This window comes from Pseudomonas sp. SCT (genome assembly GCF_003864275.1).
Classification (GTDB): Bacteria; Pseudomonadota; Gammaproteobacteria; order Pseudomonadales; family Pseudomonadaceae; genus Stutzerimonas; species Stutzerimonas stutzeri_AE.
This window is the reverse complement of the sequence record NZ_BDJA01000005.1, coordinates 175211-199500: the sequence shown is the minus strand read 5'-3', so window position 1 is coordinate 199500 and position 24290 is coordinate 175211. Positions and strand designations below refer to the sequence as shown.

Annotated in this window: 27 protein-coding genes; 7 read left to right on the top strand and 20 right to left on the bottom strand. The window is 62.0% G+C overall.

Annotated features, from left to right (window positions below; all coding sequences use genetic code 11):
- Positions 1-44: 44 nt before the first annotated feature.
- A complete protein-coding gene (locus BHD08_RS14475) occupies positions 45-1454 on the top strand; it encodes an MBL fold metallo-hydrolase RNA specificity domain-containing protein (RefSeq protein ID WP_015277623.1) in 1410 nt (469 codons plus the stop codon).
- Positions 1455-1560: 106 nt separating this feature from the next.
- Positions 1561-2652 (top strand): TIGR00730 family Rossman fold protein, encoded by a 1092-nt coding sequence (locus BHD08_RS14470; protein ID WP_125023134.1) that lies wholly within the window; start codon positions 1561-1563, stop codon positions 2650-2652.
- Positions 2653-2753: 101 nt separating this feature from the next.
- Here BHD08_RS14470 and recX read toward each other — a convergent pair whose 3' ends face one another.
- The 4 genes from recX to BHD08_RS14450 all read right to left on the bottom strand — a co-directional run bounded on the left by recX (position 2754) and on the right by BHD08_RS14450 (position 6061).
- Positions 2754-3218: a recombination regulator RecX gene (recX, locus tag BHD08_RS14465; protein WP_125023132.1), complete on the bottom strand. Its 465-nt coding sequence runs from the start codon at positions 3216-3218 to the stop codon at positions 2754-2756.
- Between the two features lie 3 nt (positions 3219-3221).
- A complete protein-coding gene (recA, locus tag BHD08_RS14460; RefSeq protein WP_015277626.1) occupies positions 3222-4265 on the bottom strand; it encodes a recombinase RecA in 1044 nt (347 codons plus the stop codon).
- A gap of 83 nt (positions 4266-4348) precedes the next feature.
- The gene (locus BHD08_RS14455; RefSeq protein WP_125023130.1) at positions 4349-4846 is read right to left on the bottom strand and encodes a CinA family protein; all 498 of its coding nucleotides are present in this window, start codon (positions 4844-4846) and stop codon (positions 4349-4351) included.
- Between the two features lie 102 nt (positions 4847-4948).
- Positions 4949-6061 carry an acyltransferase gene (locus BHD08_RS14450; protein WP_125023128.1) on the bottom strand — a complete coding sequence of 371 codons (1113 nt, stop codon included), beginning with the start codon at positions 6059-6061 and terminating at the stop codon, positions 4949-4951.
- 618 nt (positions 6062-6679) lie between these two features.
- Between BHD08_RS14450 and BHD08_RS14445 the strand changes: the two genes are divergently transcribed.
- Both BHD08_RS14445 and BHD08_RS14440 read left to right on the top strand, forming a co-directional pair.
- The gene (locus BHD08_RS14445) at positions 6680-7174 is read left to right on the top strand and encodes a hypothetical protein (protein ID WP_148098507.1); all 495 of its coding nucleotides are present in this window, start codon (positions 6680-6682) and stop codon (positions 7172-7174) included.
- 39 nt (positions 7175-7213) lie between these two features.
- Positions 7214-7591: a hypothetical protein gene (locus tag BHD08_RS14440; protein WP_125023124.1), complete on the top strand. Its 378-nt coding sequence runs from the start codon at positions 7214-7216 to the stop codon at positions 7589-7591.
- 301 nt (positions 7592-7892) lie between these two features.
- Here the strand turns inward: BHD08_RS14440 and BHD08_RS14435 are convergent, their stop codons facing one another.
- The 9 genes from BHD08_RS14435 to BHD08_RS14395 form a co-directional block, all read right to left on the bottom strand.
- Complete coding sequence (locus BHD08_RS14435) at positions 7893-9761, bottom strand: terminase (RefSeq protein ID WP_125023122.1); 1869 nt, start codon at positions 9759-9761, stop codon at positions 7893-7895.
- Positions 9758-10240 (bottom strand): hypothetical protein, encoded by a 483-nt coding sequence (locus BHD08_RS14430; RefSeq protein ID WP_125023121.1) that lies wholly within the window; start codon positions 10238-10240, stop codon positions 9758-9760. The genes BHD08_RS14435 and BHD08_RS14430 overlap by 4 nt, the downstream gene beginning before the upstream one ends.
- Complete coding sequence (locus tag BHD08_RS14425) at positions 10230-10505, bottom strand: hypothetical protein (protein WP_125023119.1); 276 nt, start codon at positions 10503-10505, stop codon at positions 10230-10232. Before BHD08_RS14425 ends, BHD08_RS14430 begins: the two co-directional genes overlap by 11 nt.
- Positions 10502-10750 (bottom strand): helix-turn-helix domain-containing protein, encoded by a 249-nt coding sequence (locus tag BHD08_RS14420; RefSeq protein WP_125023117.1) that lies wholly within the window; start codon positions 10748-10750, stop codon positions 10502-10504. Before BHD08_RS14420 ends, BHD08_RS14425 begins: the two co-directional genes overlap by 4 nt.
- Before the next feature lies 1 nt (position 10751).
- Complete coding sequence (locus BHD08_RS14415) at positions 10752-11030, bottom strand: hypothetical protein (protein ID WP_125023115.1); 279 nt, start codon at positions 11028-11030, stop codon at positions 10752-10754.
- Positions 11031-11096: 66 nt separating this feature from the next.
- Positions 11097-11813 (bottom strand): hypothetical protein, encoded by a 717-nt coding sequence (locus BHD08_RS14410; protein ID WP_125023113.1) that lies wholly within the window; start codon positions 11811-11813, stop codon positions 11097-11099.
- 2 nt (positions 11814-11815) lie between these two features.
- Positions 11816-12481 carry a hypothetical protein gene (locus tag BHD08_RS14405; protein WP_125023111.1) on the bottom strand — a complete coding sequence of 222 codons (666 nt, stop codon included), beginning with the start codon at positions 12479-12481 and terminating at the stop codon, positions 11816-11818.
- Positions 12478-12822 carry a hypothetical protein gene (locus BHD08_RS14400; protein ID WP_125023109.1) on the bottom strand — a complete coding sequence of 115 codons (345 nt, stop codon included), beginning with the start codon at positions 12820-12822 and terminating at the stop codon, positions 12478-12480. Before BHD08_RS14400 ends, BHD08_RS14405 begins: the two co-directional genes overlap by 4 nt.
- Before the next feature lie 645 nt (positions 12823-13467).
- Positions 13468-13665 carry an AlpA family transcriptional regulator gene (locus BHD08_RS14395; RefSeq protein ID WP_125023107.1) on the bottom strand — a complete coding sequence of 66 codons (198 nt, stop codon included), beginning with the start codon at positions 13663-13665 and terminating at the stop codon, positions 13468-13470.
- Positions 13666-13751: 86 nt separating this feature from the next.
- Here BHD08_RS14395 and BHD08_RS14390 point away from each other — a divergent pair, with 86 nt between their 5' ends.
- Positions 13752-14114 carry a hypothetical protein gene (locus BHD08_RS14390; RefSeq protein ID WP_125023105.1) on the top strand — a complete coding sequence of 121 codons (363 nt, stop codon included), beginning with the start codon at positions 13752-13754 and terminating at the stop codon, positions 14112-14114.
- A 1024-nt stretch (positions 14115-15138) separates the two neighbouring features.
- On the opposite strand, the gene BHD08_RS14385 is transcribed toward BHD08_RS14390, so the two are convergent.
- The 6 genes from BHD08_RS14385 to BHD08_RS14360 all read right to left on the bottom strand — a co-directional run bounded on the left by BHD08_RS14385 (position 15139) and on the right by BHD08_RS14360 (position 20825).
- Positions 15139-17616, bottom strand: coding sequence for a DUF5906 domain-containing protein (locus tag BHD08_RS14385; protein ID WP_160128653.1), 2478 nt, complete (start codon positions 17614-17616; stop codon positions 15139-15141).
- A gap of 248 nt (positions 17617-17864) precedes the next feature.
- On the bottom strand, positions 17865-18077 hold the full coding sequence (locus tag BHD08_RS14380; RefSeq protein ID WP_125023101.1) for a hypothetical protein: 213 nt from the start codon (positions 18075-18077) through the stop codon (positions 17865-17867).
- Between the two features lie 334 nt (positions 18078-18411).
- A complete protein-coding gene (locus tag BHD08_RS14375) occupies positions 18412-18633 on the bottom strand; it encodes a hypothetical protein (RefSeq protein WP_125023099.1) in 222 nt (73 codons plus the stop codon).
- Positions 18630-18902 carry an AlpA family transcriptional regulator gene (locus tag BHD08_RS14370; RefSeq protein WP_125023097.1) on the bottom strand — a complete coding sequence of 91 codons (273 nt, stop codon included), beginning with the start codon at positions 18900-18902 and terminating at the stop codon, positions 18630-18632. Before BHD08_RS14370 ends, BHD08_RS14375 begins: the two co-directional genes overlap by 4 nt.
- Before the next feature lie 94 nt (positions 18903-18996).
- A complete protein-coding gene (locus BHD08_RS14365; RefSeq protein WP_125023095.1) occupies positions 18997-19392 on the bottom strand; it encodes a hypothetical protein in 396 nt (131 codons plus the stop codon).
- Positions 19389-20825, bottom strand: a complete 1437-nt coding sequence (locus BHD08_RS14360) for a tyrosine-type recombinase/integrase (RefSeq protein WP_125023093.1) — start codon at positions 20823-20825, stop codon at positions 19389-19391. The genes BHD08_RS14365 and BHD08_RS14360 overlap by 4 nt, the downstream gene beginning before the upstream one ends.
- A gap of 203 nt (positions 20826-21028) precedes the next feature.
- On the opposite strand from BHD08_RS14360, the gene mutS reads away from it, so the two are divergent.
- Entirely contained in the window at positions 21029-23569 is a 2541-nt protein-coding gene (gene mutS, locus BHD08_RS14355; RefSeq protein ID WP_125023091.1) for a DNA mismatch repair protein MutS, read from the top strand.
- Between the two features lie 121 nt (positions 23570-23690).
- On the top strand, positions 23691-24014 hold the full coding sequence (gene fdxA, locus BHD08_RS14350) for a ferredoxin FdxA (protein ID WP_003285709.1): 324 nt from the start codon (positions 23691-23693) through the stop codon (positions 24012-24014).
- Between the two features lie 79 nt (positions 24015-24093).
- On the opposite strand, the gene BHD08_RS14345 is transcribed toward fdxA, so the two are convergent.
- Positions 24094-24285: a CsbD family protein gene (locus BHD08_RS14345; protein ID WP_003285706.1), complete on the bottom strand. Its 192-nt coding sequence runs from the start codon at positions 24283-24285 to the stop codon at positions 24094-24096.
- Positions 24286-24290: the final 5 nt, after the last annotated feature.

Genomic DNA, 24290 nt, shown 5'->3' with positions numbered 1-24290 from the left:
CCGAGCGGGCAATGTGGACATCATCGTACAGACAGGAAGGCAACATGGCTTTGCTCAGTTTTCTCGGCGCCATTCAGCAGGTAACCGGCTCCTGCTATCTCATTGAGACCCACGACGGCATCAGGGTTCTGCTTGAATGCGGCATGCATCAAGGTCGCCGAGAGGAAGAAAGCGACAATCGCGCAGCGTTCGCCTTCGACCCCACAACGCTCGATGCGGTCGTGCTGTCCCACGCCCACATCGACCATAGCGGCCTGCTGCCACGCCTGGTTGCCCTCGGCTATCGCGGCCCGGTGCATTGCACCGACGCCACCGCCGAGCTGCTGGAGCTGATGCTGCTGGACTCGGCGCAGATTCAGGAAAAGGATGCCGAATGGGAAAACAAGTGGCGCGCACGCATCGGCAAACCGATGATCCAGCCGCTGTATACCCGTGTCGATGCCGAACGCATGCTGAGCCAGCGCGAGCCACACGCGTACGGCGAGACCTTCGAGGTTGCCCAAGGCGTCGTCGTGACCTTCCATGACGCAGGCCATATCCTCGGCTCTTCCATTGTGCAGATGGACGTCAGCGACCACGGCAGAACGCGTCGCCTTGTTTTCTCCGGCGACCTCGGCAACGCCTGCTCGCCGCTGATGCATCCGCCAACCGTGCTCAAGGAAGCCGACGTTGTGCTGATGGAGTCCACTTACGGTGATCGCGACCACCGCAGCCACGAAGACACCGTCGAAGAGCTGGCCGGCATTCTGCAACAAGCGCACCGCGATGGCGGCAATGTGCTGATGCCATCCTTCGCCGTCGGGCGCACCCAGGACCTTATCTACTATCTCGGGCGCTTCTATCGTGAAGGCCGTCTGCCGCAGCAAGCGGTGTTTCTCGACAGTCCGATGGCCATTGGCGCCAATGCCATCTATTCGCACTACAAAGACCAGCTGGACCTCAACGGCATCGACGCTGCCCTTAGCGGGACCAGCGGCAAGCTGTACGCCGAGCGCTGGCTGCCAATCCTCAAGCCCACGCCGACTCCTGAAGAGTCGATGGCCATCAACCGCTTCAAGAGCGGTGTGATCATCATCGCTGGCAGTGGCATGTGTACCGGCGGACGCATTCTGCATCACTTCAAGCACAACCTCTGGCGCGAGGAATGCCACCTGGTGATCCCGGGCTTCCAGGCCCGTGGCACCCTCGGCCGCGCCATCGTTGACGGCGCCGGCAGCGTCAAGCTGCTGCACCAGCGCATCGCCGTGAACGCGAAGATCCATACGCTTGGTGGCTTCTCCGCCCACGCCGGGCAATCGCAGCTGATCGACTGGGTCAGCAACTTCGAAAACCGCCCGGAGCTCTATCTGGTCCACGGTGAGCTGGAGAAGATGCAGGTACTGCAGCAGGCCATACGTGATCGCCTGAACTGGGAAGCGCGGATACCCGAGCCGGGTGATCGAATCGCGCTCTGAAGGAGCGGGCCGAAGCCTCTGCGGTTTCGGCCCGACAGCAGCTCAGCTTGAGCCGGCTGACGGTAGCCTATAGCCTGAGCGCGACGCCCATACATGGAGAAGTTGTATGTCTTTCGATACGGACGACTACCTGTCGCGACATTTCAAGACCAGCGGCGCCGAACTGGAAAGCAAGATCGACGAACTGGTTGCCATGGTGGTTTCCGAAACCAGCCCCAATCTGCCGCTTTACCGGGAAATGCTGGTGACCGTCACCCGCATGGCTCAAGCCGACCGCAGTCGCTGGGATGCCAAGATCCTGCTACAGACCATGCGCGAAATGGAGCATGCCTTCAGCCGCCTCGACCAGTTCAAGCGGCGGCGCAAGGTCACCGTGTTCGGCTCCGCCCGCACACCGGTCGAGCACCCGCTGTATGCGCTGGCCCGACAGCTGGGCGCCACCCTCGCCCACTACAACTTCATGGTCATTACCGGTGCCGGTGGCGGAATCATGGCCGCCGCACATGAAGGCGCAGGACGTGACAACAGCCTCGGCTTGAACATCACGCTTCCGTTCGAGCAACACCCGAACCCGACCGTGGGCGGTACCGACAATCTGCTGTCATTCCACTTCTTCTTCGTGCGCAAGCTGTTCTTCATCAAGGAGGCGGACGCGCTGGTGCTCTGCCCCGGCGGCTTCGGCACGCTGGACGAAGCGCTGGAAGTGCTGACGCTGATCCAGACCGGCAAGAGCCCCTTGGTTCCAGTCGTATTGCTCGACGAACCCGGCGGTACCTATTGGAAGGACGCGCTGCAATTCATGCGCGGCCAGCTGGAGGAGAACCGCTACATTCTGCCCAGCGACATGCGCCTGATGCGCCTGGTCGACGATGCGGACGAAGCTGCGAGGGAGATTGCCAATTTCTATCGCAACTTCCACTCGAGTCGCTGGCTGAAGGACCGCTTCGTCCTGCGCATGAACCACCCGCTCAATCAGCAGGCGATGGAATACCTGAACGACGAGTTCACCGATCTCTGCGTGAAAGGCGTGTTCGAGCAACAGAACTGCTGCGAATCGGAACTGGACGAGCCGGAACTGCAGCGCCTGCCGCGCTTGAGTTTCGTCTTCAACGGCCGCAATCACGGGCGTTTGCGGGAGCTGACCGATTTCGTCAACGAGCCGGCCAACTGGGCAGCACCGCTGGCAACCGAAGATTGACGCAGTCAGCGCAGCAACGGGCTACGTCAGCAGCAGCCCGGCGCATAAATACCTAAGTCGCCGGAACAGCTCTAGCAACCAGGCGGCTGGTTCGCACCACTTCAATCAGCCGAACTACCGCCACGCAACAATCGGCTGATCAGCTCCAGCGGATAACCGCGATAGCTGAGAAAACGTCCCTGCTTGGCCCGCTCCCTCGCATCGGCTGGCAACTGACCGAACTTGCGCTGCCAGAGCTCATGCAGCTGCTCGTTCCAGTCGAAGCCACTGTCGCGCAGAGCCTGCTCAACATCCGCCCGCGGCAATCCGCGCTGGGACAACTCTTCGCGAATGCGCAACGGCCCGTAGCCGGCATTGGCCCGGCTTCTGACAAAGCTTTCGAGGTATCGGGATTCGGATAACAGGCCCTGCTCGCAGAGGCGATCCAGGGCCTGTTCGATCAGATCAGGCGGGGCGCCACGTTGGCGCAACTTGCGGGCCAGCTCGACGCGCCCATGTTCGCGCCGAGCCAGCAGATCCATAGCTACCCGCCGCACCGCGACAGGAGTATCGAGCACGGCTGGCATGGATCAGAGGTCGGCGTCAGCCAGATCTTCGCTGACTACGTTCGCCTTGCTACCGCCCGAGACCACGAGCAGCTTGTCGCGGATCTGCTGCTCGATCTCGCGGCCGATTTCCGGATTGTCTTCCAGGAACTTGGCGGCGTTGGCCTTGCCCTGGCCGATCTTGTTGCCCTTGTAGGCGTACCAGGCACCAGACTTCTCGACCAGACCCTGCTGCACACCGAGGTCGATGACTTCGCCACTGCGGTAGATGCCCTTGCCGTAGAGAATCTGGAATTCGGCCTGGCGGAACGGTGGGGCAACCTTGTTCTTCACGACCTTGACGCGGGTTTCACTACCGACCACTTCGTCGCCTTCCTTCACCGCGCCGGTACGGCGGATATCCAGACGGACCGACGCGTAGAACTTGAGCGCGTTACCACCGGTGGTGGTTTCCGGGCTGCCGAACATCACGCCGATCTTCATGCGGATCTGGTTGATGAAGATGACCAGGCAGTTGGCGTTCTTGATGTTACCGGTGATCTTGCGCAGCGCCTGGGACATCAGACGAGCCTGCAGGCCGACGTGCGTATCGCCCATCTCGCCTTCGATTTCGGCCTTGGGTACCAGCGCCGCCACGGAGTCGACGATGATCACGTCGACCGCATTGGAGCGGACCAGCATGTCGGTGATTTCCAGTGCCTGCTCGCCGGTGTCCGGCTGCGAAACCAGCAAGTCGTCGACATTCACGCCCAGCTTGCCGGCATAGTCCGGGTCCAGCGCGTGCTCGGCATCGACGAAGGCACAGGTAGCGCCCATCTTCTGCGCTTCGGCGATCACCGACAGAGTCAGGGTGGTTTTACCGGACGATTCCGGACCGTAGATCTCGACGATACGACCCTTTGGCAGGCCGCCGATGCCAAGCGCGATGTCCAGGCCCAGCGAGCCGGTAGAGATGGCCGGAATGGCCTGGCGATCGTGATCGCCCATGCGCATCACTGCACCCTTGCCGAACTGCTTTTCGATCTGGCCCAGGGCTGCAGCCAAGGCGCGCTTCTTGTTCTCGTCCATCAAATCCTCACTTGATCAAGAGGGCCGGAGGCCACAACAACTGTATAAGTAGACAGTATTAGAACATAGGCAATTTTACTCGCCTAGCCCCGAACCGGTTTTTCTCCGACCGCCAGGGCGATCAACCCTTGCAGCGCGGCCGCTACCGTCTGCTCGCGCACGGCCTGGCGATCGCCGCTGAACAGATGCCGCTGTGCATGTACCTGGTTGCCATCAGCCCAGGCGATCCAGACGGTGCCCACCGGCTTCTCGGCCGTACCGCCGCTCGGTCCGGCAACGCCGCTGACCGCCACCGCAAAGCGCGCGCCACTGTTCTGCCGGGCCCCATGCACCATGGCCTGGACGACCTCGGTACTGACGGCACCGACCTGCTCGAACAACTCCGCGGGCACACCAAGCTGGCGGGTCTTCTGCGCATTGGAATAGGTGATGTAGCCTGCCTCGAACCAGGCCGAGCTGCCGGCGATACGGGTGATGGCCTCGGCGATACCGCCACCGGTGCAGGACTCCGCCGTGGTGACCTGGGCGCCGAGGCGCTGCAGCTCCTCGCCCAGACGCGCAGCCAGTTCAGTGAGATTCATCAGCGCCTCGCGCAATCCTGAAAGTGGCCAATACCCTACACCAGCAGATCGTGGAGTCCAGCCCGCCTCGACCACGACTGGCCGGGTGGTACCTCATCCGGTTCAGGCGTCCTGGCGAACCGGCAAAACGATGCCCTCACCCCTCCGTCGTCCGCGGCGACCCACAACCGCGTCGCCATAACGCTGAATGGGATCGGCGAGGGTTCGCTTGACGAAGAACCCGAACAACGTCAGCAGAATCAGCATCGCCGCGATATAAAGCGGGCCCGGAACCGCCAGATCGCCAGCGCCGAAGCCCAACAGTTCGACGATGGCGAACACCGATGGATGCGAGAGAAAGATGATGTATCCGACGCCGCCGAGCGGCGCCAGCCAGCGCAGCCGGTTGCCACTGATGCGCGTGGCGCCAAGAAAGAGCGCAACGCCCACGCCGTAGCTGACGAAGTAGCGGTACCAGGATTCACCGAAACCCGTATCGCGCGAATAAGCGAGCACGCAGATCGGCAGCAGGAACAGATAGAACAGTCCGACCGCGATACGCGCGTAGTGCCCGGTATCGGTTGCCCGACCGTTGTCCGTCGCCTTCCACAGTGCGCCGAGAAAACATACGCTCAGCATCAGCGGCAGGGCCACCGGCAGTTTGATCTCCAGCTTGTAGCGCAGAAAGGCCAGTGACAGCGTGAACAGATACTGCACGAGCAGAAACAGCAGATCCCGTTTTGCCGAACCACCGAGGCGCAGCGCGAAGAGCAGGATGCAGAGAACGTAGAAGGTGAGCTCGATCTGCAGCGTCCAGTACAGGCCAATCACATTCTCGACGAGCACGAAGCCTTGCAGCATCGTCGCATTGATGGCGATCACCGCCGGGCTGAACACCTTGGCTGGATCGTCCCAGGGGAACATGACGCCGAGAAACAGCGACAACCAGTACAACGGAAACAGCCTGAAGAAACGCTGGTAGACGAATGCTGCGATAGGCCGCTCGTACCGGCCACGACTCTTGTACAGCGCTGCCACGACGAAATAGCCGCTCAGTGCGAACAACACCAGCACGCTGGTCTTGCCGACATCCAGCACCGCCTTGCTGAGAAGAAACAGCAGGCCGGTCATCTCGTCGAAATGGCCGTCACGCTTCATTTTTGCAATCAGATGGGAATAGGCGACGCACAATGCCGCAACGCCGCGCAGGGCATCGAGTCCGAGTAGTCGGGACATGTCTGCTGCTCACTTTGGACTTGGTGGAGAGTTGCCAGAGTTACTGCAGGGAACTGACGCGAGGAGGTCATGCATGCAAGCACTCGCTGTTCGCCAGCGGTTGCCGGAACGCGAACGATGCGAGGCAGAAACGACGATCAGGCAAGCTACCGCAACAGGCATCGAGGGCCTGAACAGTCGCAAGATCGGATGGCATCGAAAGGTACAACAGAGGTCGCGCACGCGGCGCACCGACAACCGATCGACGGGGCAGAGTTATCGGCAGCGGCGACCGACCTGTCAACGCTTTCGTCGCGCGGCCCGACAGATGACATGCCTTGGTGGATGTCGATCAAGACGCTTGCCGGTCCATTCCCTGCCGCGCAATTCAGCCCGTGGTAACCTTGCCGGCTTTCCGCGGGAATCCCTCTTCCCAACCAAGTGGCAACATAACGCCACCACTGGGACGCATGATCCGGGTTCCCTCGCCCTACAACGAGCCGCGCCGCAACCGATGACCAAACCCAACGCCGACCTCTCCGCCCATACGCCCATGATGCATCGGCGCTAAAGCTTGCAAAATAGGGGCCTGCACGGCATCCATAAGAAAAACCACACCTAGAACCATACTGGTGGACGATGAGCATCTCGGCTACTGCTTCACCTGAGGACTACTTGCGCATGTTGGGGGACTGGCCAACCGCCGTCGGCAGGTTTGTCCTAGCGTTTAGCAGCTGCGAATACTGGACCTACATCTTCCTGCAGCAGTTAGGCTCACCAGCCCTGCGTGGCGAGATGGCAAACGCCAGGTTGAACCTGCGCATCAGCCGCATCGACAGCCTGGCAGTAGCGCACAACCTGCCAGCAGCCGTTCTTGCGCGGCTTCGCTCGAACCTAGGGGCTCTCCGAAGGCTCAGCGATCAGCGCAACCTGGCCGCTCACAATGCGCCGATGGCGCACGTCTTCCAGCACGCCGAGACAGGCGAGCTGTCGATCCGGTGGGAGGTTCGGGGCGCCAACAATCCGGATGTTCTCGTCACACGCGAAGCGCTGGAGCAGTGGTTTACAGCAGCGGTGTCTCTCGATAACGCTCTGGCGGCCATATCGGGGGAACTGAGCCAGGCACTGGCATGACGCCGATTCGTGATTTCTCATCCCAAACAGGATTTTGCTTTGTTCAAAAGAAATGAGCGACTGTTCTACTTACTTCTGCTCGTCGCAACCGCGACCTGTGGCGTCATGGGTTTCTACGCGCTCGTGAGCGGAGGCGATGCCAGTGGCAAATGGTTCGCGTCAATGGGACTGTTAGCCACGGCAGCTGGGGTAGTTCAACTGGAGGTGAGCGGCCTCTTTGAGAAGATCATGGAAGTCTACGGGGACGACGATAAGTACCCCTACGGGCCGCCGTCTTACATCACCCGGCAGATCATCGACAACCCGGACCGGCCTTTCTCAACCTGGACCAGGAACACTTTGTTCTTCAGGGTCTCGACAGGTTTTTGGCTGATCGTACTCGGGACGCTGATTCAGGTCGTTACAGTCTGGATGTAAGGCCCTAGATCCTATCGCTCGTGAGATACAGCGTGCGCAGTCCGCATCAGTGCTGGCCGCTATGAGAAGCCGACTGTACTATCGGAGCGTATAGACACGGAGGGCAACGCGATGCCGGTTATTGATCGAAGAGGTCAACCGCTTCCGGACAACCACCCGCTTAAGGGCGGGGCGATCATGTTCGGCGTGAAACCGCCAAAGAACTGGCCCCGGCCAACGCCGGAGCAAGTCGAGAAGGTTGAGCGGGTAGAACCGCAGCCGAGCAGCACACAGCCGGAATAGCTCCGACCGCGCGTCAAAGTCAGCAGGTGCTGTAAGGGTCGTAGACTTCCTGCGGCTGGCCGGGGTGGTCGTAAATCCGGCGAGCGCGGTCAGCATCCTCCGCCGTTGCCCACCCTCCTCCCATGCTCGGGCGCTCCAAGTAGGCATAGGGCTTGTATATCTCGCCCTGCTGCAGCGGCCTGACGGCCTCACCTGGCCGCACCAGCGGCGCCGTAACGGCAAAGGTCAGCGCGATAGCGTCGGCAATGTCCGGTGACGGCAGTCCTCTGGCTTTAAGCGACTGCTTAGATTCCAGCAGAATCGCGTCGGCAGTCGTGTAGCTGTACTCCACGTTGACCAGGTCGCTGATGATGTCGTCACGATGGGGAAGTGCTCCGCCCTTCAACCATTCCCGCATCAGCGACCAGATCTCGGCACGCTTGTTCGCGTATCGCCGGGGGTCGTTGGCTCGGGAGCCGAACTGAACCTCGATGGGGTTGAAGCCGAGCTGGCGCAGGCGGTCGATGACGCCGCCACCCACGCCGCCACCGTCGATGGCGACGATGACGTTGGCATGCACGCGCTTGAGCAGGTTCACATGGTCGGCAACCACCGAGGCCAGGGTCATCAGGTCGACCTTGTCCAGCAGGATTGGCGGGAAGTGCCGGCCGTCCCGGCCCTTTCGGGTGAACAGGCAGCTCCGGTCGCCGCCGAACCGGGCGACGTCGACACCGACGATCACGGCCTCCTCCCGCTGTACTTCGACCTCTCGCCTCATCGCGTCCTCGACCAAGTCCTGGGGGATGAACTGCAGGCTCGAAGCGCTGGGGAAGATCCCGCGCACGCGAACCTTGACGAAGTCGCTGTCCAGGCCGAAGTCATCAATCCAGTTCTGCAGCTGCACCTTGTTCGTGATCTGCACGCTGCGGCTGTCAACGATCTGCGTGTGCCAGCGGTGACTGGCTGAGTTGAAGGCATCGTAGAAGGTCGTGCCCAGGCGCGTGGGGTTACCGAAGGCGAACCACATCGGCTCACCATCCGTCATACCGCCCTGCGCCACTTCCCAGATCTTGGCCGGGATGGCAGACGCTTCGTCGAACAGGTAGAACGGCGTGGAGTCTGCGGCGTGAAGGCCGGCGAAACTCTCGCTGTTCTCCTCACGGCAGGTCTGGGCATCGCACCGCCAGGACTCCTCAAAGCCCACGGCAACCATCCGCATGGACCCACGCCCGGTGGTAAGGTTGAACCAGTCACCGAACAGGCTGCGCTTGTTCCACTTGCTGATTTCGGCCCAGGTCTTCGACTCCAACTGAGGAGCAGTGTTGGCGGTGACCACACCTCGGGCGTTCGGCCGGGTAGACATGATCCAGCCGACCAACCAACCGGTGATCGCGGACTTGCCGATGCCGTGGCCGGAGCTGATCGCGGCGCGGATCGCATCAACTGCGTTGCGGCCATCGAATGCGCGCTCAACGACCTGACCACCGACGTGATCCAGCAGCTCACAGGCCCATGCGTCCGGCCCGTACTCACTGGCGTAAGCGTCCGCCCAAGGCTCCGGCAACTTGACGACGCGCAGCGAGGGGTCGCGGTCCCAGTCGAAAGCGAACAGTACGAAGGCCAGCGGGCGATCATAGAGGTGCGCCGCCATTGCCGGCAGCACAGTCTCCGGGTCGATCGCCGGTACAGGCCCGGGTGCGCGGGAGGGCGCCACAAAGTTGATCCGCAGCCAGCCACGGGCGATGCGGCCAACGGTGGTGTCGTCCTCCGCCAGCTGCAGTAGCTCTTCTCGGCTATGGCTGGGCGCCAGCGGGCTTTGCCTGGCGCGGTAGATCTGCTGGCGCAGGTCGCCGGCGTTGGCTTGGGCGGCCTCCGCCTTCGCCAGGCGGCGCTCGAATGCTGGCGTCATACCAAGTCCTCGGTGGAGTTGTTCGTTGCGAGCAGCGGCGCGATCTGGCGCGGCGCCCTGCCCTCGATGACCGCCAGGCGCTGCTCATGCTCCGTCAGCACGACGGCTTTCCCGTAGGTGTCGAGCATGCGCAGGAGCTTGTCGCCAGCCTCAGCGCTGATCTGCCCGTCGCCTACAGCGGCCATGATTGCTTGGGCCTTGGCCTGCATCGTCGGTGCGCTGGCAAGGCCGGGCACGGTGACCTTCTCAGCCTCCTGGCGGGGGGTGGGGGCCAAGCGCTCCAGGCACAGCTTCAACGCGTGTGGGTCGCCCAGCTTGGCCAGCTCGACGGCCTTCGCGATGATTTCGGCCTTGTGAGGCTCAATGAGCGCGCGGACCTGCTCGCCTGCGCTCGGGCCTCTCGGTCGACCGGGGCTTTTCGGCGCACTGCCGGCAAGGAATCGGCCCTGCTCGCCCCTGTCTAGTTGTTCACTGCTCAATGGTGGATTCCTCTGGTATTCGGCGCATGATCACGCGCACTGGGTTGTTGCGCCGGCGACCGTTGCACCAGCTCCAGATCGTCATCCGGTGAGGGACACCCAGGGCTGCAGCAATCTGCTTGTAGGAGAGTCCCTGTTCACGCATCGCGCGAGCTTTGGCTACCACTTCGTCGCTGTACCGGCAGGCGTGGTGACTCGTGCCCATGGGCTTGCCTCGGGCGTTGCATTGCACGGCCACGAGCTTGGTCGGCTTGTAGTCCGTCATGCCTGCGGCTCCTCCACTACGCGCTTGAAGCGAACGGGATAGGTAACGCGCCTTCTGTACCGGCAGATGTCCCGAATGGTGCTTTTGGAGACGCCGAACTTCGCAGCAAGCTCGGAATAGCTGAGGCCATGCTCTTCCCTCAGCTCACGCACCAAGTCCACATCCCGGTTGAGAAGTTTCGCCAGGTGGTGGTCCTCGCCGCACCGGTTTCCGGCCTCGGTTATGCCCACGTAGCGCCGGGCCATCTCAGCGCTTCCGGCCGGTGGTTGAGGTGAAGAAGCCGCCGGGGTCGCTGCCGATCGGCTCCATCGGTGGCTGCAACTTGTTGATCTGCTCGTCCAGCTCGCTGGCCAGGTAGTTAATTGCTGCCTGCCTGCGGGTCTCGGCTAGTAGGTCATAGGCGGCCAAGCGCAGCGCTCGACGGGCGTCGCGGTCGAGCGTGTCGACCAAGCCGATCATCGAAGCCGCCTCGTCGAACGCACGAGCCAAGGCCACTGCGGCCAGTTCCAAGTCGTCAGTTTTCATGCAAATTCCTCGAGGCAGGCCAGGGCGAACATTCCGAGCGTGTACAGCAGAACTAGAACGTCCATATCAGCGGCCTCTGGTGAGGCGGCCGGCGATCTTTTCGCGGCGAGCCAGGTCGATCACCATTCGGACCACACGCGGGTGATTGCCACGGGCGCCGTCGTCGAGGAATGCACGCAGCCGAGGGTTTTGGGATACCAGTAGCCGTGCGTCTGCCAGGAGTTCTCCGGCCTGGATACCGCCATACTCGCGGACCAACGACTGTTCGCTCTCGGCCCGCCAGGCGTCTGCCTGGTCGTAGGTCACCTGATCGAAGCTTTCCTGCAGGCCTACGAGCTCTTCTACCTGGCCGTTTCCGATTTGCAGCTCGCCGGCGAGGTCTCGGTATTCCTCGATCTCCTCAAGCACCGCCTCTCGCTGCTCCGGGTCAATCACGGCCCACTCGTCGACCAAGCGATCCGGTAGCGATTCGCGATAGGTGGTCTGCGGGTCGTATAAACGGGCGGCAACCGCGTGGTCGTCGCGCACGTCAAGCTCCCCGCCCTGCCCGTGGGGTTTGGCCTGGCTGGCGCTGTCGTACAGACGGGCGGCCAGCACATCATCCGGGTTGCTGAGCAAACTACGTTGAGCCGGTGCCGGCTTGGGCTGGCTCATGGAGTTGCCGAACAGGGCTTGGGCGCGGGCCTCCTCGGGGTTCGCAGCGGCTGCTTGGCGCTGGGTTTGGGCGGCCTCGGCGGCTGCGCGCTGGTCGGCCTGGTACTTACTCTCGAATGGGAATTCCATGGTCAGAGCTCCTCGTCCAGGTCGTCATCGGTGGGTGCGCTCAAGCACGCGTCGGCCTTGCGCAGTAAGCGTTCGGTTTGCGAGCGAACCCGGTCGATACCACTCGCAAGTTGGTCGGCATCAGTGCGGCTCGCGACGTCGATATGCACGCCGACGGCTGGCAGCCCTGCCTCGATAAGCGCGGTGCCGAGGGCAGCAGCGACAAAGGGCAGCGGAGTTACGGTGCCGCTGGAGGTGACGTTGGCCCAGCTCGGCTTATCGAGGCCTGCCTTCAAGCCGGTGCGTAGTGCGGCGTTGCGCTCGTCGACCGCGTCTTTAAGGCGCTTGGCTAGGGGCGCCAGCTGGTTGATGCCGGCCAGCAGTTGCGCGGTGACCTTGTCGATCTCTCCATCGCGATTGGTGATAGTTGCTCGGGCATCGGCTACTGCGGCCTTACGATCCTCGAAGGTCTGCTCGACCACAGCTTGGGCCTGAGCCTCGACGGCGGCCTTGAAACGCTCGATGGCTGCGGTGTGCAGGTCGAGTTCTTCTTGCAGGGCTTTGATCTCGCGCTCTTCGCGGGCTTGGAGGACCGCTTGACCCAGTAGGGCCTTGACCTCTTTGCGATCGCGGCGAGCGGCCAGCAGGCGGTCTTCGATGCTGTGCGGTACGGGCTTCACTGTGCTCATGCCAGGTTCCCCATGGTGGCGGCCTGCAGTCTTGCAAGCCGTGCGCTGAACTCAGGCAGCGAGACAGTATTGATGCGGGGGTACGAAGGCTCGATCAGCCGCAGCAGTGGCTCGGCAGCCGAGTGCAAGAACGCGCGAGCGATATCCCGGTCTGCGTTGGCGGAAACGGTCTGGGCAACGCGGGCGGGCACACCGGCTGCGGCGAACTCAGCGTGAATCGCGTCGCGTCGTGCCAGCAGGGCGCGGTCAAGATCTGCAACATGCGAGGCCACGTCGGCCAGCAGCGCGTCGATTGCAACTACGGCAGCCTGGACGGCAGCGGTTTGGGAAGTGATGGACATCTTTGGGCTCCATTGGTTGGTGCCCTAAGGATGCTTTGGCGGACGGATTGAACGTGGTCTGGTAGCGCTCCAGTAGCGCAACCAGACCAGATACTTACGGTTGCCCGAGAACAGTGGGGCGCGGCGCCTTTGGGAGGCGCTTAGCTGGCGCCCATGTTGGGGCAGCCGTATCGGCTTTGATCCTGGGAGCATTGCCGGCTGGTTCGTACTCGAATAGCCCACCCTTAAGGTGAATGCACTTGCAGGCCGCCTCGAGCTCAGGGAAACCCAGGTAGGCAAACCAGCTCGCTGCATCCTGGCGAATCGCGCGGCTGACGGCTTTGTCCGTTGTAGCTCCCGGCTCCGCAAAGTCACGGGCCCGGAGGCTATCGCCGAAGCCTCGGTCGGCCATGACGCACCAGGCAGGCCAAACGCCGGCCTTGGTTGTGCGGAAGCGATGGGGCTCGTCGCCGGTGCGGTAGATCTCAAAGCAATCGCCACGCGGATCGCAGGCGCCGGGCACCCAGCGGAAGACAATTTGCTGTCGCTGCTGTCGTGCGCCTGCTTCAATGATCGCTAGCATTACTTCTGCCCGGCTGGGGGTCACCATGAAGTCAGCCCGGACAAGATCGCGTAGCGCATTCCTGCATTGGTTCACGACCCTACTCATGTGCGTGCGCCCACAGCTTGGTCCAAGAACGCATCCAGGGTCGAGCGGCGCCACCCCTTTAACTTCCGGGTGATCGTGATTGGCTCAGGCAAAGCGCCACGCTGCCGCAGGTCGTACAGCGTGCGCACCGGGATGCCCAGGTAGGCACCTGCGTCGCGGACACGGATGAACGGATCTTCATTTGCATTGGTCATGAGAACTTCTCGTTTGCTGTGCGGGTCGGTTGGCGGCAGTATCTCGCCGCTATCCGCTGCTATGCGCACCTGAGGAAGGACCAAGAATGAGTACGAAACCCGGCCTGCAGTTGCCGGTATTGGCTATGAGCCTGGTGGTGCCGGTGGCGGCTTTTCATAACCAACCGGGTTGCGTGGGCGCGTTCATGCGCAAACACGTCGGCCATCCCAGTGGGCTCGTGTTCTTCGCCGCGATGAGCGGGGGCGAACTTCAGGAAGTGGCGGACGCACTGAAGAAGCACCTTGGCCTGGCCGAGGGAAGGGACATCGCCGCCATCGACGGCATGAACGGCCCTTGGACTGAAATCCCCTCAATTCGCTTTGAGGAGCCAGCGGACATGTACCTCCCGTGGTTCGCGTATCTGGTCGAGGAGCCAGGGGAAACACCCCAATCGCTGGCAGCAGTATAGGCAGCGGTATTGATTCCGGTATAGATCTGCCTGAAGACCCCGGAATCCGGCGTATTCGGACCGATAGTAAATAGGTGTATGCTCTTCGCGTACCCCCTCTGGGCGAATGCACAAGGCCACGTTTCTGCGCAGGAGTCTGATTAGCTGCTTCGATAATGGATTACTGTTGCCTACGCAAAACGGAGACTACCCTCCGAGGAGCCTAGGCATTTAACTAGGGAATTACATTGAAGAACTTCTTTATGGTCGCAGGACTCATTGTCTTGCTCGCAGGATGCGCATCGGGCCGGGCAGTGAGGGTTAGTGACACTGAGATTACCGGTCCTCGAGTGGTAGCCCTCAACGCACCAAGCGCGCCATGGGTAATCGAGATCCAGAGTCGCTTGAAACAAAAGGGCTTTCGCGTGCTGCGCTGGAGCTCTCGATCAAGGGTTATGGAGCAGACATCAGGAGCTAGGATTGAGTCATACAACGAGGCTGAAGCCCGCTATGTGCTCGTCATAAATGGGGCTGCACCCTACAACTGGGCACGCCGCTGCTTCGGCGGCGGGTACAACTTCGAGGCTTTAAACGTTGACCTAGTTGATACCCTCACCAACGAGACAATTCTCAACGTTAATGGCTCAGGCTATTCAGAGAATTGCCCTCCGTTAAGTGGGAGCCTCTTTGGCGACGTAGCCAACGCAATTGACGCCGCGTGGCGCCAATGAAATGCGCGGCATCCGGTAGCCCTTGCGCGCACCTCACGATTTTTCGGGGTGGCCGCGCCGTGAATCCGTTTTTCCTGCGTGCCGGTGGCGGTTTGAGGGTCTCCGAAGCGCCCAACCTCTGCCCGGTTACGCTGGTTACGCTGGTTACACCACTTCCATAAGGCTGAGGATATAAAAATGAAAAGTTGATCTTGCCTCTCTCAGAAGGACTGTAACCAGCGTAACCAGCGTAACCGCAACCCGCCTTCCTCAGACCTAAAAGCAAAAAGGCCGCTCCATTGAGCGGCCCCTCCCTTGTTGCGATACGCGATACGCTATCTGGCCGCTCCCTCCTCGTCAGCGGCCAGATTCTCCAGATACTCGCGGGCGCTCATTTCTTCCTGTTCGGCTTTCTGCAGCTCGGCCCTGATCTCGTCACCGGTTGCTTGTTTCCATCGCTGGGCGTTACGGAGAATCACCACACGGGCTGCCCGCCCGCGGATCTTTACCGGCTTGCTCAAGGCCTCGATGCTATGGTCCTCCAGAACGCGGCGATGCCCCGGCGTCAGGCAACCCCGCCCGGTGAAATCATCTCCAGCCAGAACCTGATACAGATCTGCGGAAGTGATCAGGTCACTCGGCCAGAAGTTCATCAGCATCTCGCAGTACATCCCCGCCGGCGTTTGGCTGGCTTGGGTGGCCGCCTTCTTCGCCTCGGTCAGCACGGCATGCGCGCCCGGCTTGAATTGGGAGATGTCTCGATCGCCGAGAAACTTCGCCACCGCCGCAATGAACTGCGGATTGCCCAGAGCTGCGTAGAGCTGCTCGTAGTACGCAACGCCCTTCGGGGCCGCATTGGTGCTGACGACTTCGATACGGCGGTCGCCGTTCTCCAGCGGGATCGCCGAGGTATGGTTGGAGAACATCAGCCACCGGCAGGAGTTGTACTCGACAGACTCACGCCCGAATTTTGGGTTGATGGTCCGCGTCTCCTCGTTGATCGTGCTCTTGAGCTTCTCCGAATGCGCCCATTGCGATTCACGACCACCTTCGCGGATCTCATCCACAACCGCGAGCACTTTGCGGGAGAGGCGCCCGTTGAAGCCGGAACCCAGCATGCCCACCAGGTCCAGGTTCGCAGCCACTGCGCCCGCCCAGACACGGGCAAGCACCGACGCCAGCCAGTTGCGCCCCATGCCGAAGTTCTTCGCGATGTGCAGCCAAGCAGTGTGCGGCAGCTCGCCGGGGCATTGCTCAATGTGCGCAAGCCAGTCGAGGAATCGGCCGGCATCTTTGCCGAACAGGAACTCGACATGGCCCACGAACAAGCCGACCCCTGCCGCTTCCGCATCGGCCACTTCAAGGCTTCTGTCGAATGGCTTCCACAGATTCAGAGCGAGCCGGCCGGAGGGGTCGGGTAGAACCATCTGGCCACCGGCCTTGAACGTGCGGCAGATGACCGTCTTGCGCTCGGGCGAGGCCTTCCACAACCCACTCATCGGCACCTTCTTATCCGGCGCGGGCTTCTTGCTGCCATCAGGCAGAAACTTCTCCGGCTGCGGCACGGCCTCGAACGACGCAGCATAGGTACGGGCCCATTCCACGAACGAGAGGTCGTAGTGCGGGTTGAACATATCTGCCACACGAGAGCCGTCAGCCAGAAACACGAACCGGTTGAGTGCCTGCTGCAGGGTGACCACCTCGGCCCTAGGAATCCGGTGTTCGCCTTCGCCAATGCGTGCGTTCTCTTCCCGTTGGTACTTACGGCGCGCCTGCTCGAAGGCTTCCCGACCGCCACTCTCGATGCGCGCCTTCTCGATAGCATCCATTGCCGCCTGCCTGGCTCGAGCGAATACCGACTGGTTACGGGCATCGATGGCCGCCTGCTCTTCCTCCTCCTCTGGCGTGAAAGGTTCGAGCACATCGAAATGGGAGGCAACGTAGCCCACGGCCTCCATATAGTCGCCCTGGTCGCGATTAGCGCAGTGCGCGTGCAGGCAGTGGAACCGTCCCCGCTCGAAGCCACCGACACCGGCCGGCAGGTATTGCGTGGCAGTGTCGTCGGCGCTCGGTCCGCTGTGCTCGTGCTCGAACGGGCAGGTTACGTTCAAGCGGCCATCGCGCGACTCGCTGAGCACCCAGCCGGTGGCTAAGAGGTAATCCGCCAGGTCATCGTTGGCATCGGTCTTTCGACGTGCGGACTTAAGCTGAGCACCCGCCGAGTAAACGACCTCTTCCTCGACAGCGAAGCAGTGCTTCAGCTCGGCCATGCAGGCCTCGAACGCCTCCACGCTGACCTCAGGGAAGTCATGCGGCATGCCACCCTCCCATTCGTAACGTGCTCCTTTGGGATGTGTGCCAGCGGCGATGAACTGCTGGCCATCCGCCAGGAACTCAATGGCGCCGTGCTTGGCCTTGAGAATGACCTTTGTGAACGCCCCAGGCAGCGTGAACGCGAGCAGGCACTTGGCACTGTCAGCGCGACCCCTTACCGGAAGATTCCCGAGGTGCTTGGCGATGATCTCGCGGATCTCCGCAACCTCGTCTGGCAGATCAATATCGACATCCAATGCGCGCACCGTGCGGGTCTGAATGCAGATGCCCAAGTCGGGATTCTGCTGCCAGCGGTCGATGTTCTTCGGCGTGCTGATCTTCTCAGTCCAGCCGGCAATGCCGACCACCTCGCCGGCCGTGTTGAACAGGCTGGGCACTTTGCCCAGGGCCTTGAGCTTCGATTCAGGCGATATGCGCGCGTTGGGGTTGCTCACTACGGGCAGCAGGTCCGCCGTCAGGCCTGCAACGTCTGCGAGCATGGCCCAATCGTCGGGCGTAGCGCCGTATGCGCTGGTTACTTTTCGTACAGCAAGTGATGTGCTATCGTGACCTTGCATACTGCTTTCCTCTGCTGCGCTTGGGGCGGTTGTGGTGGCCGCCTCGATGTTGTTGGACCCGAAGCCCTCTGGTTGCTCGCCTGAGGGCTTCGTTGTTCCTGGAACCGACTCCCGCATCTGGGAGGCGACTGGGCGCCTGGATGGTCCCTGCATTGCCTCGACGAAGCTGGTCATTCCTCACCTCTCGCCTGCATGTCCGCCTTGGGCTTCACCGCTGGAAAAAGCAGCCGGCCGTTGGCTTGGCGCATGGGCTCAATCCCAAAGTAGCTGCCGGTGCGCTGGATCTGCCTGCGGACGGACTCCGGCCTCAGCCGGTTCAGTGCCGCGAACTCCTCAGTCGTGAGATTGAAATCATCGTCGGTGTAGTTGGATGTGCTTCGCATTGTGTTTGCCTCCGTAGGCATGGGCGTATCGACGGGCACAGGATCGCGCAGAGATCAAGCTGTAAGCGCACCTGAGGCGGCACCAATGAAAAAGCCCGCTGGACGCGGGCTTTGATCGAGTGGATTGAGGACTATGTTTCTCGGTCCGCCAGCGCTTGCGCAGCACCCTGGGCCTGCTGCAAAAGCTCTTGAACCGCCCACAACGAGCTATTGAGCACATGTGGGTCTAGTGTCGAGCCTGTGCCCTCGTCGGTCGCTAACACTGCCGCCAGAACACCCTGAGCCTGATGTAGACGCGCCTGCAGGATCTCTAATCGATCAAAACTCATCAGCATTACTCCGATAGTTGGGTGCAAGCGCAGCAGCGCCGCAGCTTGCCGAGTTGCACACGGAGTCGGTTGTTCTCCTTCTGTGCTTTATCCCGCTCCGCCGTCAGTTCAGATAGCCGGTCCTGCGCGTCGAGGAGCAGTGCGACGGCCTGGCGCAGATCATTATCGTTGGTACGGTTAGCACGTAGCCGAAGTGGGCGCAGTAGCTGTTCGATTCCGCTGGTCATCGGGCGGCCTCCAGTTCACGCAGGGCGTGCGCCTCAATTGCATCCGCACCGGTAAATTCCGCAACCGGTAGCGCGCTCACCCACGCAAAGACTTCGGCGCTTAACCACACCAAGTAGCCGGTGGGTGTGCGGCGTGGGCGGGGGAACGTCTCATCGCGGCGGAGAAGGTCATAGACGGCCTGGCGCGACTTGTACTTGAGCAACTCCATGACTTCGGCCATGGTGAATAGCAGAGGTGCCGGAGGGTTGGCTGGCTTCTTCTGTTTCATTTGGAGGCAACCTGACTTGTTTGGACGCCTCCAAATATCTACACATGCACCCCCAAGCTCCGCCCGCCGAAACCGGAAGATGCGGGCGGACCTGTCACCTTCTGCGGATTCGGTCGACTCGCTTTCGGACTTCGTCATCGGTAGCGAGATCGTCGACAAGCTGCCGCTGGCGCAGCAACTCGACCAACGCTTTTGTCTCATGCCCTCGGCGGACAGGGTCGAGCGCCTCCAGAGCATCGAAGACGCTCACCACGTCCCTGATCTCCGCGTTGCGATCGACAGTGCCACGCAGCCCCAACGCCGCAGCAAGGGCATCTCCACGGTGCTTGCCCCCGGCCTCATCCGCCTGGAGTACGCGCGACGCCACGGCTTGGAGCCATCTCTGCAGATCGGGATCAGTGTCGCCAGCTGCCACGCGGGCCCAGAGGCTCCGCGCTGCGCTTCTGCGGCCTCGTAAAGCCTCGTCTGCGGTCTTCTTCAGGTCGGTCATGCCGTCGCTTCCACAAGCGCCAGCGGGGCCTTGCTGGCGGTCAGCCGGTCAAGTTCTTCGCCCAGCTTGGTGAGCCATTCGATCTTGGCCTCCTCGAAGCGCGCCCGGTTGTAGATGCCGGCGACGCCGGGCAGGGTGTGAGCCAGGATCGACTCACCGACTTCGTAGGGGCAGCCCAACTCGGCTAGAAGCGTCCGTGCAGTACGTCGCAGGTCATGCGGCGCCCAGTCAGCAACTGGGCAGACCCGGCGCGCTTCGTAGGCCTTCGCCTTTGAACGACCGCTGCAGCAATAGACCTCCACTCCGAGCACCTTCTGCTTGAGCGGTGCCTTGCCGGTCTTGTCGGGGAACAGATACCCGGCCTGATCCGGCATGCGAGCCAGAACGATCTGCTCGGCACGGCCAACCAGGGGCACGGAATGATCCGCCTTGCCCTTCATCCGGCCGCCGGGGATGTTGAGCCACAACACGCCATCGCGCCGCTCCAGCTCGCGGCTGTGGATCTCGCAAACTTCTCCCGAGCGAAGGCCTGTGCGAAGCACCAGCTCAAGCGCATCGCGAACGGTGCGGGAGTACGTTCGCGGCTCCGCCATCCATCGCAACAGCAGACCGGCCTCCTCTTTGCTCAACACCCGCTCTCGCTTGCTGTTGGCAACCAGGGCCGCGCCGCCGAGCTTGTCCTTCTTGCCCTGCTTCGCGAATGGGTTCGGCCCAGGAAGACGGCCAGACCCAATGGCATGGTCCCAAGCCGCTCGCAGCTCCTGGCGCACCATCCCGCCCGAGCGGGGCGCCCCTGAGCCAAAGGCGAGCAAGAGCTCATGCGCGCGCTGCAGGTTGAATTCCACTGCCGGCAGGTCCGCCACGTCTTCAAGATCCTTCGGCAACTTACCCCGGCGTCGCTGCCACGCCGCCGTGTTCCGCGCCTTCTGATCGGCTACCCAGGAAGCAAACCGAATCAGCTGCGCCAACAACCGACGGGTCTCATCGGCACCCTTAGCTTTTCGCGAAGGTTCTACCGACTCCGCCAGGTACTGCTCGACCACGTCGCCGACAGTCAGTTGCTTGACCTTCGCGGCCCGCTGCTTGGTCACCGCCTTAGCCTTCGCGGCTTTCAGTTCCTCGCGCGGGTCCGTACCATTGCGAACTGAATCTTTCAGCTCCTGCCAGCGCGAGCGGATCAAGGCCAGCGGCATCGGGCCAAGTACGCCGACTTCGACCTGGCGTAGGGCGCCAGCCGAATTCCGGTAGCGATAGAAGAAGACCTGTTGCTTACCGGTGCCGACCGCCTTGCAGCGGACGCGAAGCCCCGGATGTTCCGGGTCGGCCAGTTCGTCACCAGGCTGCATGGCCTTGATAATGGCGAGCGTTAGGGCCTTGCCGTGCAACTTGGCAGTGCCGCGCCTGGCGGCGCCAGTATGGTTTTCTCCAGCCATAGGTATAACTCCATAGGGGTATGGAGCGATTCTATACTTAAAACCATACTAACGAGAAGACACAAAACTACACTGCTGGTCATAACTAGACAGCCACAGACCAAAGAGAATTCGCCGGAATGTCACTATCCACGGGGCTTAATGGGTTGAAAGGTAGAAAGGACGCGGGTTTGGCTGGAGGTGACTTTTCTTCACATACGCCCATGATGCAGCAGTATTGGAAGCTCAAGCGCGAGCATCCGGACCAGCTGATGTTCTACCGCATGGGCGACTTCTACGAGCTGTTCTACGACGACGCCAAGAAAGCCGCCGCGCTGCTCGACATCACCCTGACTGCGCGCGGTCAGTCGGCGGGTACGGCGATTCCCATGGCCGGTATCCCTTTCCATTCCGCCGAAGGCTATCTGGCGCGTCTGGTCAAGCTGGGCGAATCGGTGGTGATCTGCGAGCAGATCGGCGATCCGGCCACCAGCAAGGGTCCCGTAGAACGTCAGGTGGTACGCATCATCACGCCGGGCACGGTGAGCGACGAGGCGCTGCTCGACGAGCGCCGCGACAACCTGCTGGCGGCGGTGGTCGGCGACGAGAAGCTGTTCGGCCTGTCGGTGCTGGATATCGCCAGCGGCCGCTTCAGCGTGCAGGAACTCAAGGGCTGGGAAACCCTGCTTGCGGAACTTGAGCGTTTGAGCCCGGCCGAGCTGCTGATCCCCGACGACTGGCCGCAGGGCCTGCCGCTGGAAAAACGCCGCGGCGTGCGCCGCCGTGCACCCTGGGATTTCGATCGCGATTCGGCGTTCAAGAGCCTCTGCCAGCAGTTCTCTACCCAGGACCTCAAGGGCTTCGGCTGCGAGAACCTGACCCTGGCCATCGGCGCCGCCGGCTGCCTGCTCGCCTATGCCAAGGAAACCCAGCGCACCGCCCTGCCCCATCTGCGCAGCCTGCGCCACGAGCGCCTCGACGACACGGTGATCCTCGATGGCGCCAGCCGGCGCAACCTGGAGCTGGACGTCAACCTCGCCGGCGGTCGCGAGAACACCCTGCAATCGGTCATGGACCGCTGCCAGACCGCCATGGGCTCGCGCCTGCTGACCCGCTGGCTGAACCGCCCGCTGCGCAACCGCGGGATTCTCGAGGCGCGTCAGGATTCGATCACCTGCCTGCTCGAGCATTACCGCTTCGAGCAGCTGCAGCCGCAACTCAAGGATATCGGCGACCTGGAGCGTATTCTCGCCCGCATCGGCCTGCGCAACGCCCGCCCGCGCGATCTGGCGCGCCTGCGCGACGCGCTCGCGGCGCTACCGCAGCTGCAGACTGGCATGCAGGACCTGGTGGCGCCGCATCTGCTTGAGCTGGCGACCAGCATCAGCACCTACCCGGAGCTGGCGGAACTGCTGGCCCGCGCCATCATCGACAACCCACCGGCGGTGATCCGCGACGGTGGCGTGCTCAAAACCGGCTACGACGCCGAACTGGACGAACTGCAGTCGCTCTCCGAGAACGCCGGCCAGTACCTGATGGATCTGGAGACCCGTGAGAAGGCGCGCACCGGGCTGGCCAACCTCAAGGTCGGCTACAACCGTGTGCACGGCTACTTCATCGAGCTGCCGAGCAAGCAGGCCGAATCCGCGCCGGCCGACTACATCCGCCGGCAGACGCTCAAGGGCGCCGAGCGCTTCATCACCCCCGAGCTGAAGGAGTTCGAGGACAAGGCGCTGTCGGCCAAGAGCCGCGCCCTCGCCCGCGAAAAACTGCTCTACGACGAGCTGCTGGAAATGCTCATCGGCCACCTGGCACCACTACAGGAAAGCGCCGCCGCACTGGCCGAGCTGGACGTGCTGAGCAACCTCGCCGAGCGCGCGCTCAATCTCGACCTGAATCGCCCGCGCTTCGTCGAGCAGCCATGCATGCGCATCGAGCAGGGTCGCCATCCAGTCGTCGAGCAGGTATTGGAGACACCTTTCGTGGCCAACGATCTGGGTCTCGACGACGCAACCCGTATGCTGGTGATCACCGGGCCGAACATGGGCGGTAAATCGACCTATATGCGCCAGACCGCGCTGATCGTGCTGCTGGCACAGATCGGCAGCTTCGTCCCGGCTGCGGCTTGCGAGCTGTCGTTGGTGGATCGCATCTTCACCCGTATTGGCTCCTCGGACGATCTGGCCGGCGGCCGCTCCACGTTCATGGTGGAAATGAGCGAAACTGCCAACATCCTGCACAACGCCAGCGATCGCAGCCTGGTGCTGATGGACGAAGTGGGCCGCGGCACCAGTACCTTCGATGGCCTTTCGCTGGCCTGGGCTGCCGCCGAGCACCTCGCCAAGCTGCGTGCGTTTACCCTGTTCGCCACCCATTACTTCGAGCTGACCGTGTTGCCAGAAAGCGAGCCAGTGGTGGCCAACGTCCACCTTTCTGCTACTGAGCACAACGAGCGCATCGTCTTTCTGCACCACGTACTGCCGGGGCCGGCGAGCCAGAGCTACGGCCTGGCGGTGGCGCAGCTGGCCGGCGTGCCGGGTGAAGTCATCCAGCGCGCGCGCGACCATCTGTCGCGCCTGGAAACCACCAGCCTGTCCCACGAAGCACCGAGAATAGCGCCCGGCCAGCCTGCACCACCCATGCAGAGCGACATGTTCGCCAGCCTGCCACATCCGGTGCTAGAGGAATTGGGGCGGATCAATCCCGATGATGTAACGCCGCGTCAAGCGCTGGAACTGCTATACAGCTTGAAAACTCGCATTTGATACGCCGCGAAAGCTGCTAGAATCGCGCGCATTTTTTTGATAAGCGGCATTTGCCTGTGCCGCCTACTCACAGGGGCGTCACCGTAACGCCTACCTGACACGCCTGAGGAGATAGCTAGATATGACCTTCGTCGTCACCGACAACTGCATCAAGTGCAAATACACCGATTGCGTGGAAGTCTGCCCGGTGGACTGCTTCTACGAAGGCCCGAACTTTCTGGTGATTCACCCGGACGAGTGCATCGACTGCGCACTGTGCGAGCCGGAGTGCCCGGCTCAGGCGATCTTCTCCGAAGATGAGGTACCGGAGGATCAGCAGGAGTTCATCGAGCTCAACGCTGATCTGGCAGAAGTCTGGCCGAACATCACCGAGAAGAAAGATGCCCTGGCCGATGCCGAGGAGTGGGATGGCGTCAAGGACAAGCTGCAGTACCTGGAGCGCTAGTACTTAGCCGAATCCAGACAAAAAAATGCCCGCATCGCTGCGGGCATTTTTATTCGTACTGCCGTTAGGCGGTGACAGATCAGGCCTTGTCGATGCCTTTTTTCAGGGTGTCTTTCACATCACCCTTGACCTGCTGGGCTTCGCCCTTGATCTCTTGACGCTGGCCTTCGCCTTTCATGCGCTCGTTGTCAGTCGCTTCGCCCACGCCTTGCTTGATCTTGCCAACGGCTTCGTTAGTGTTGCCCTTGATCTTGTCTTCAGTACTGCTCATGGCGG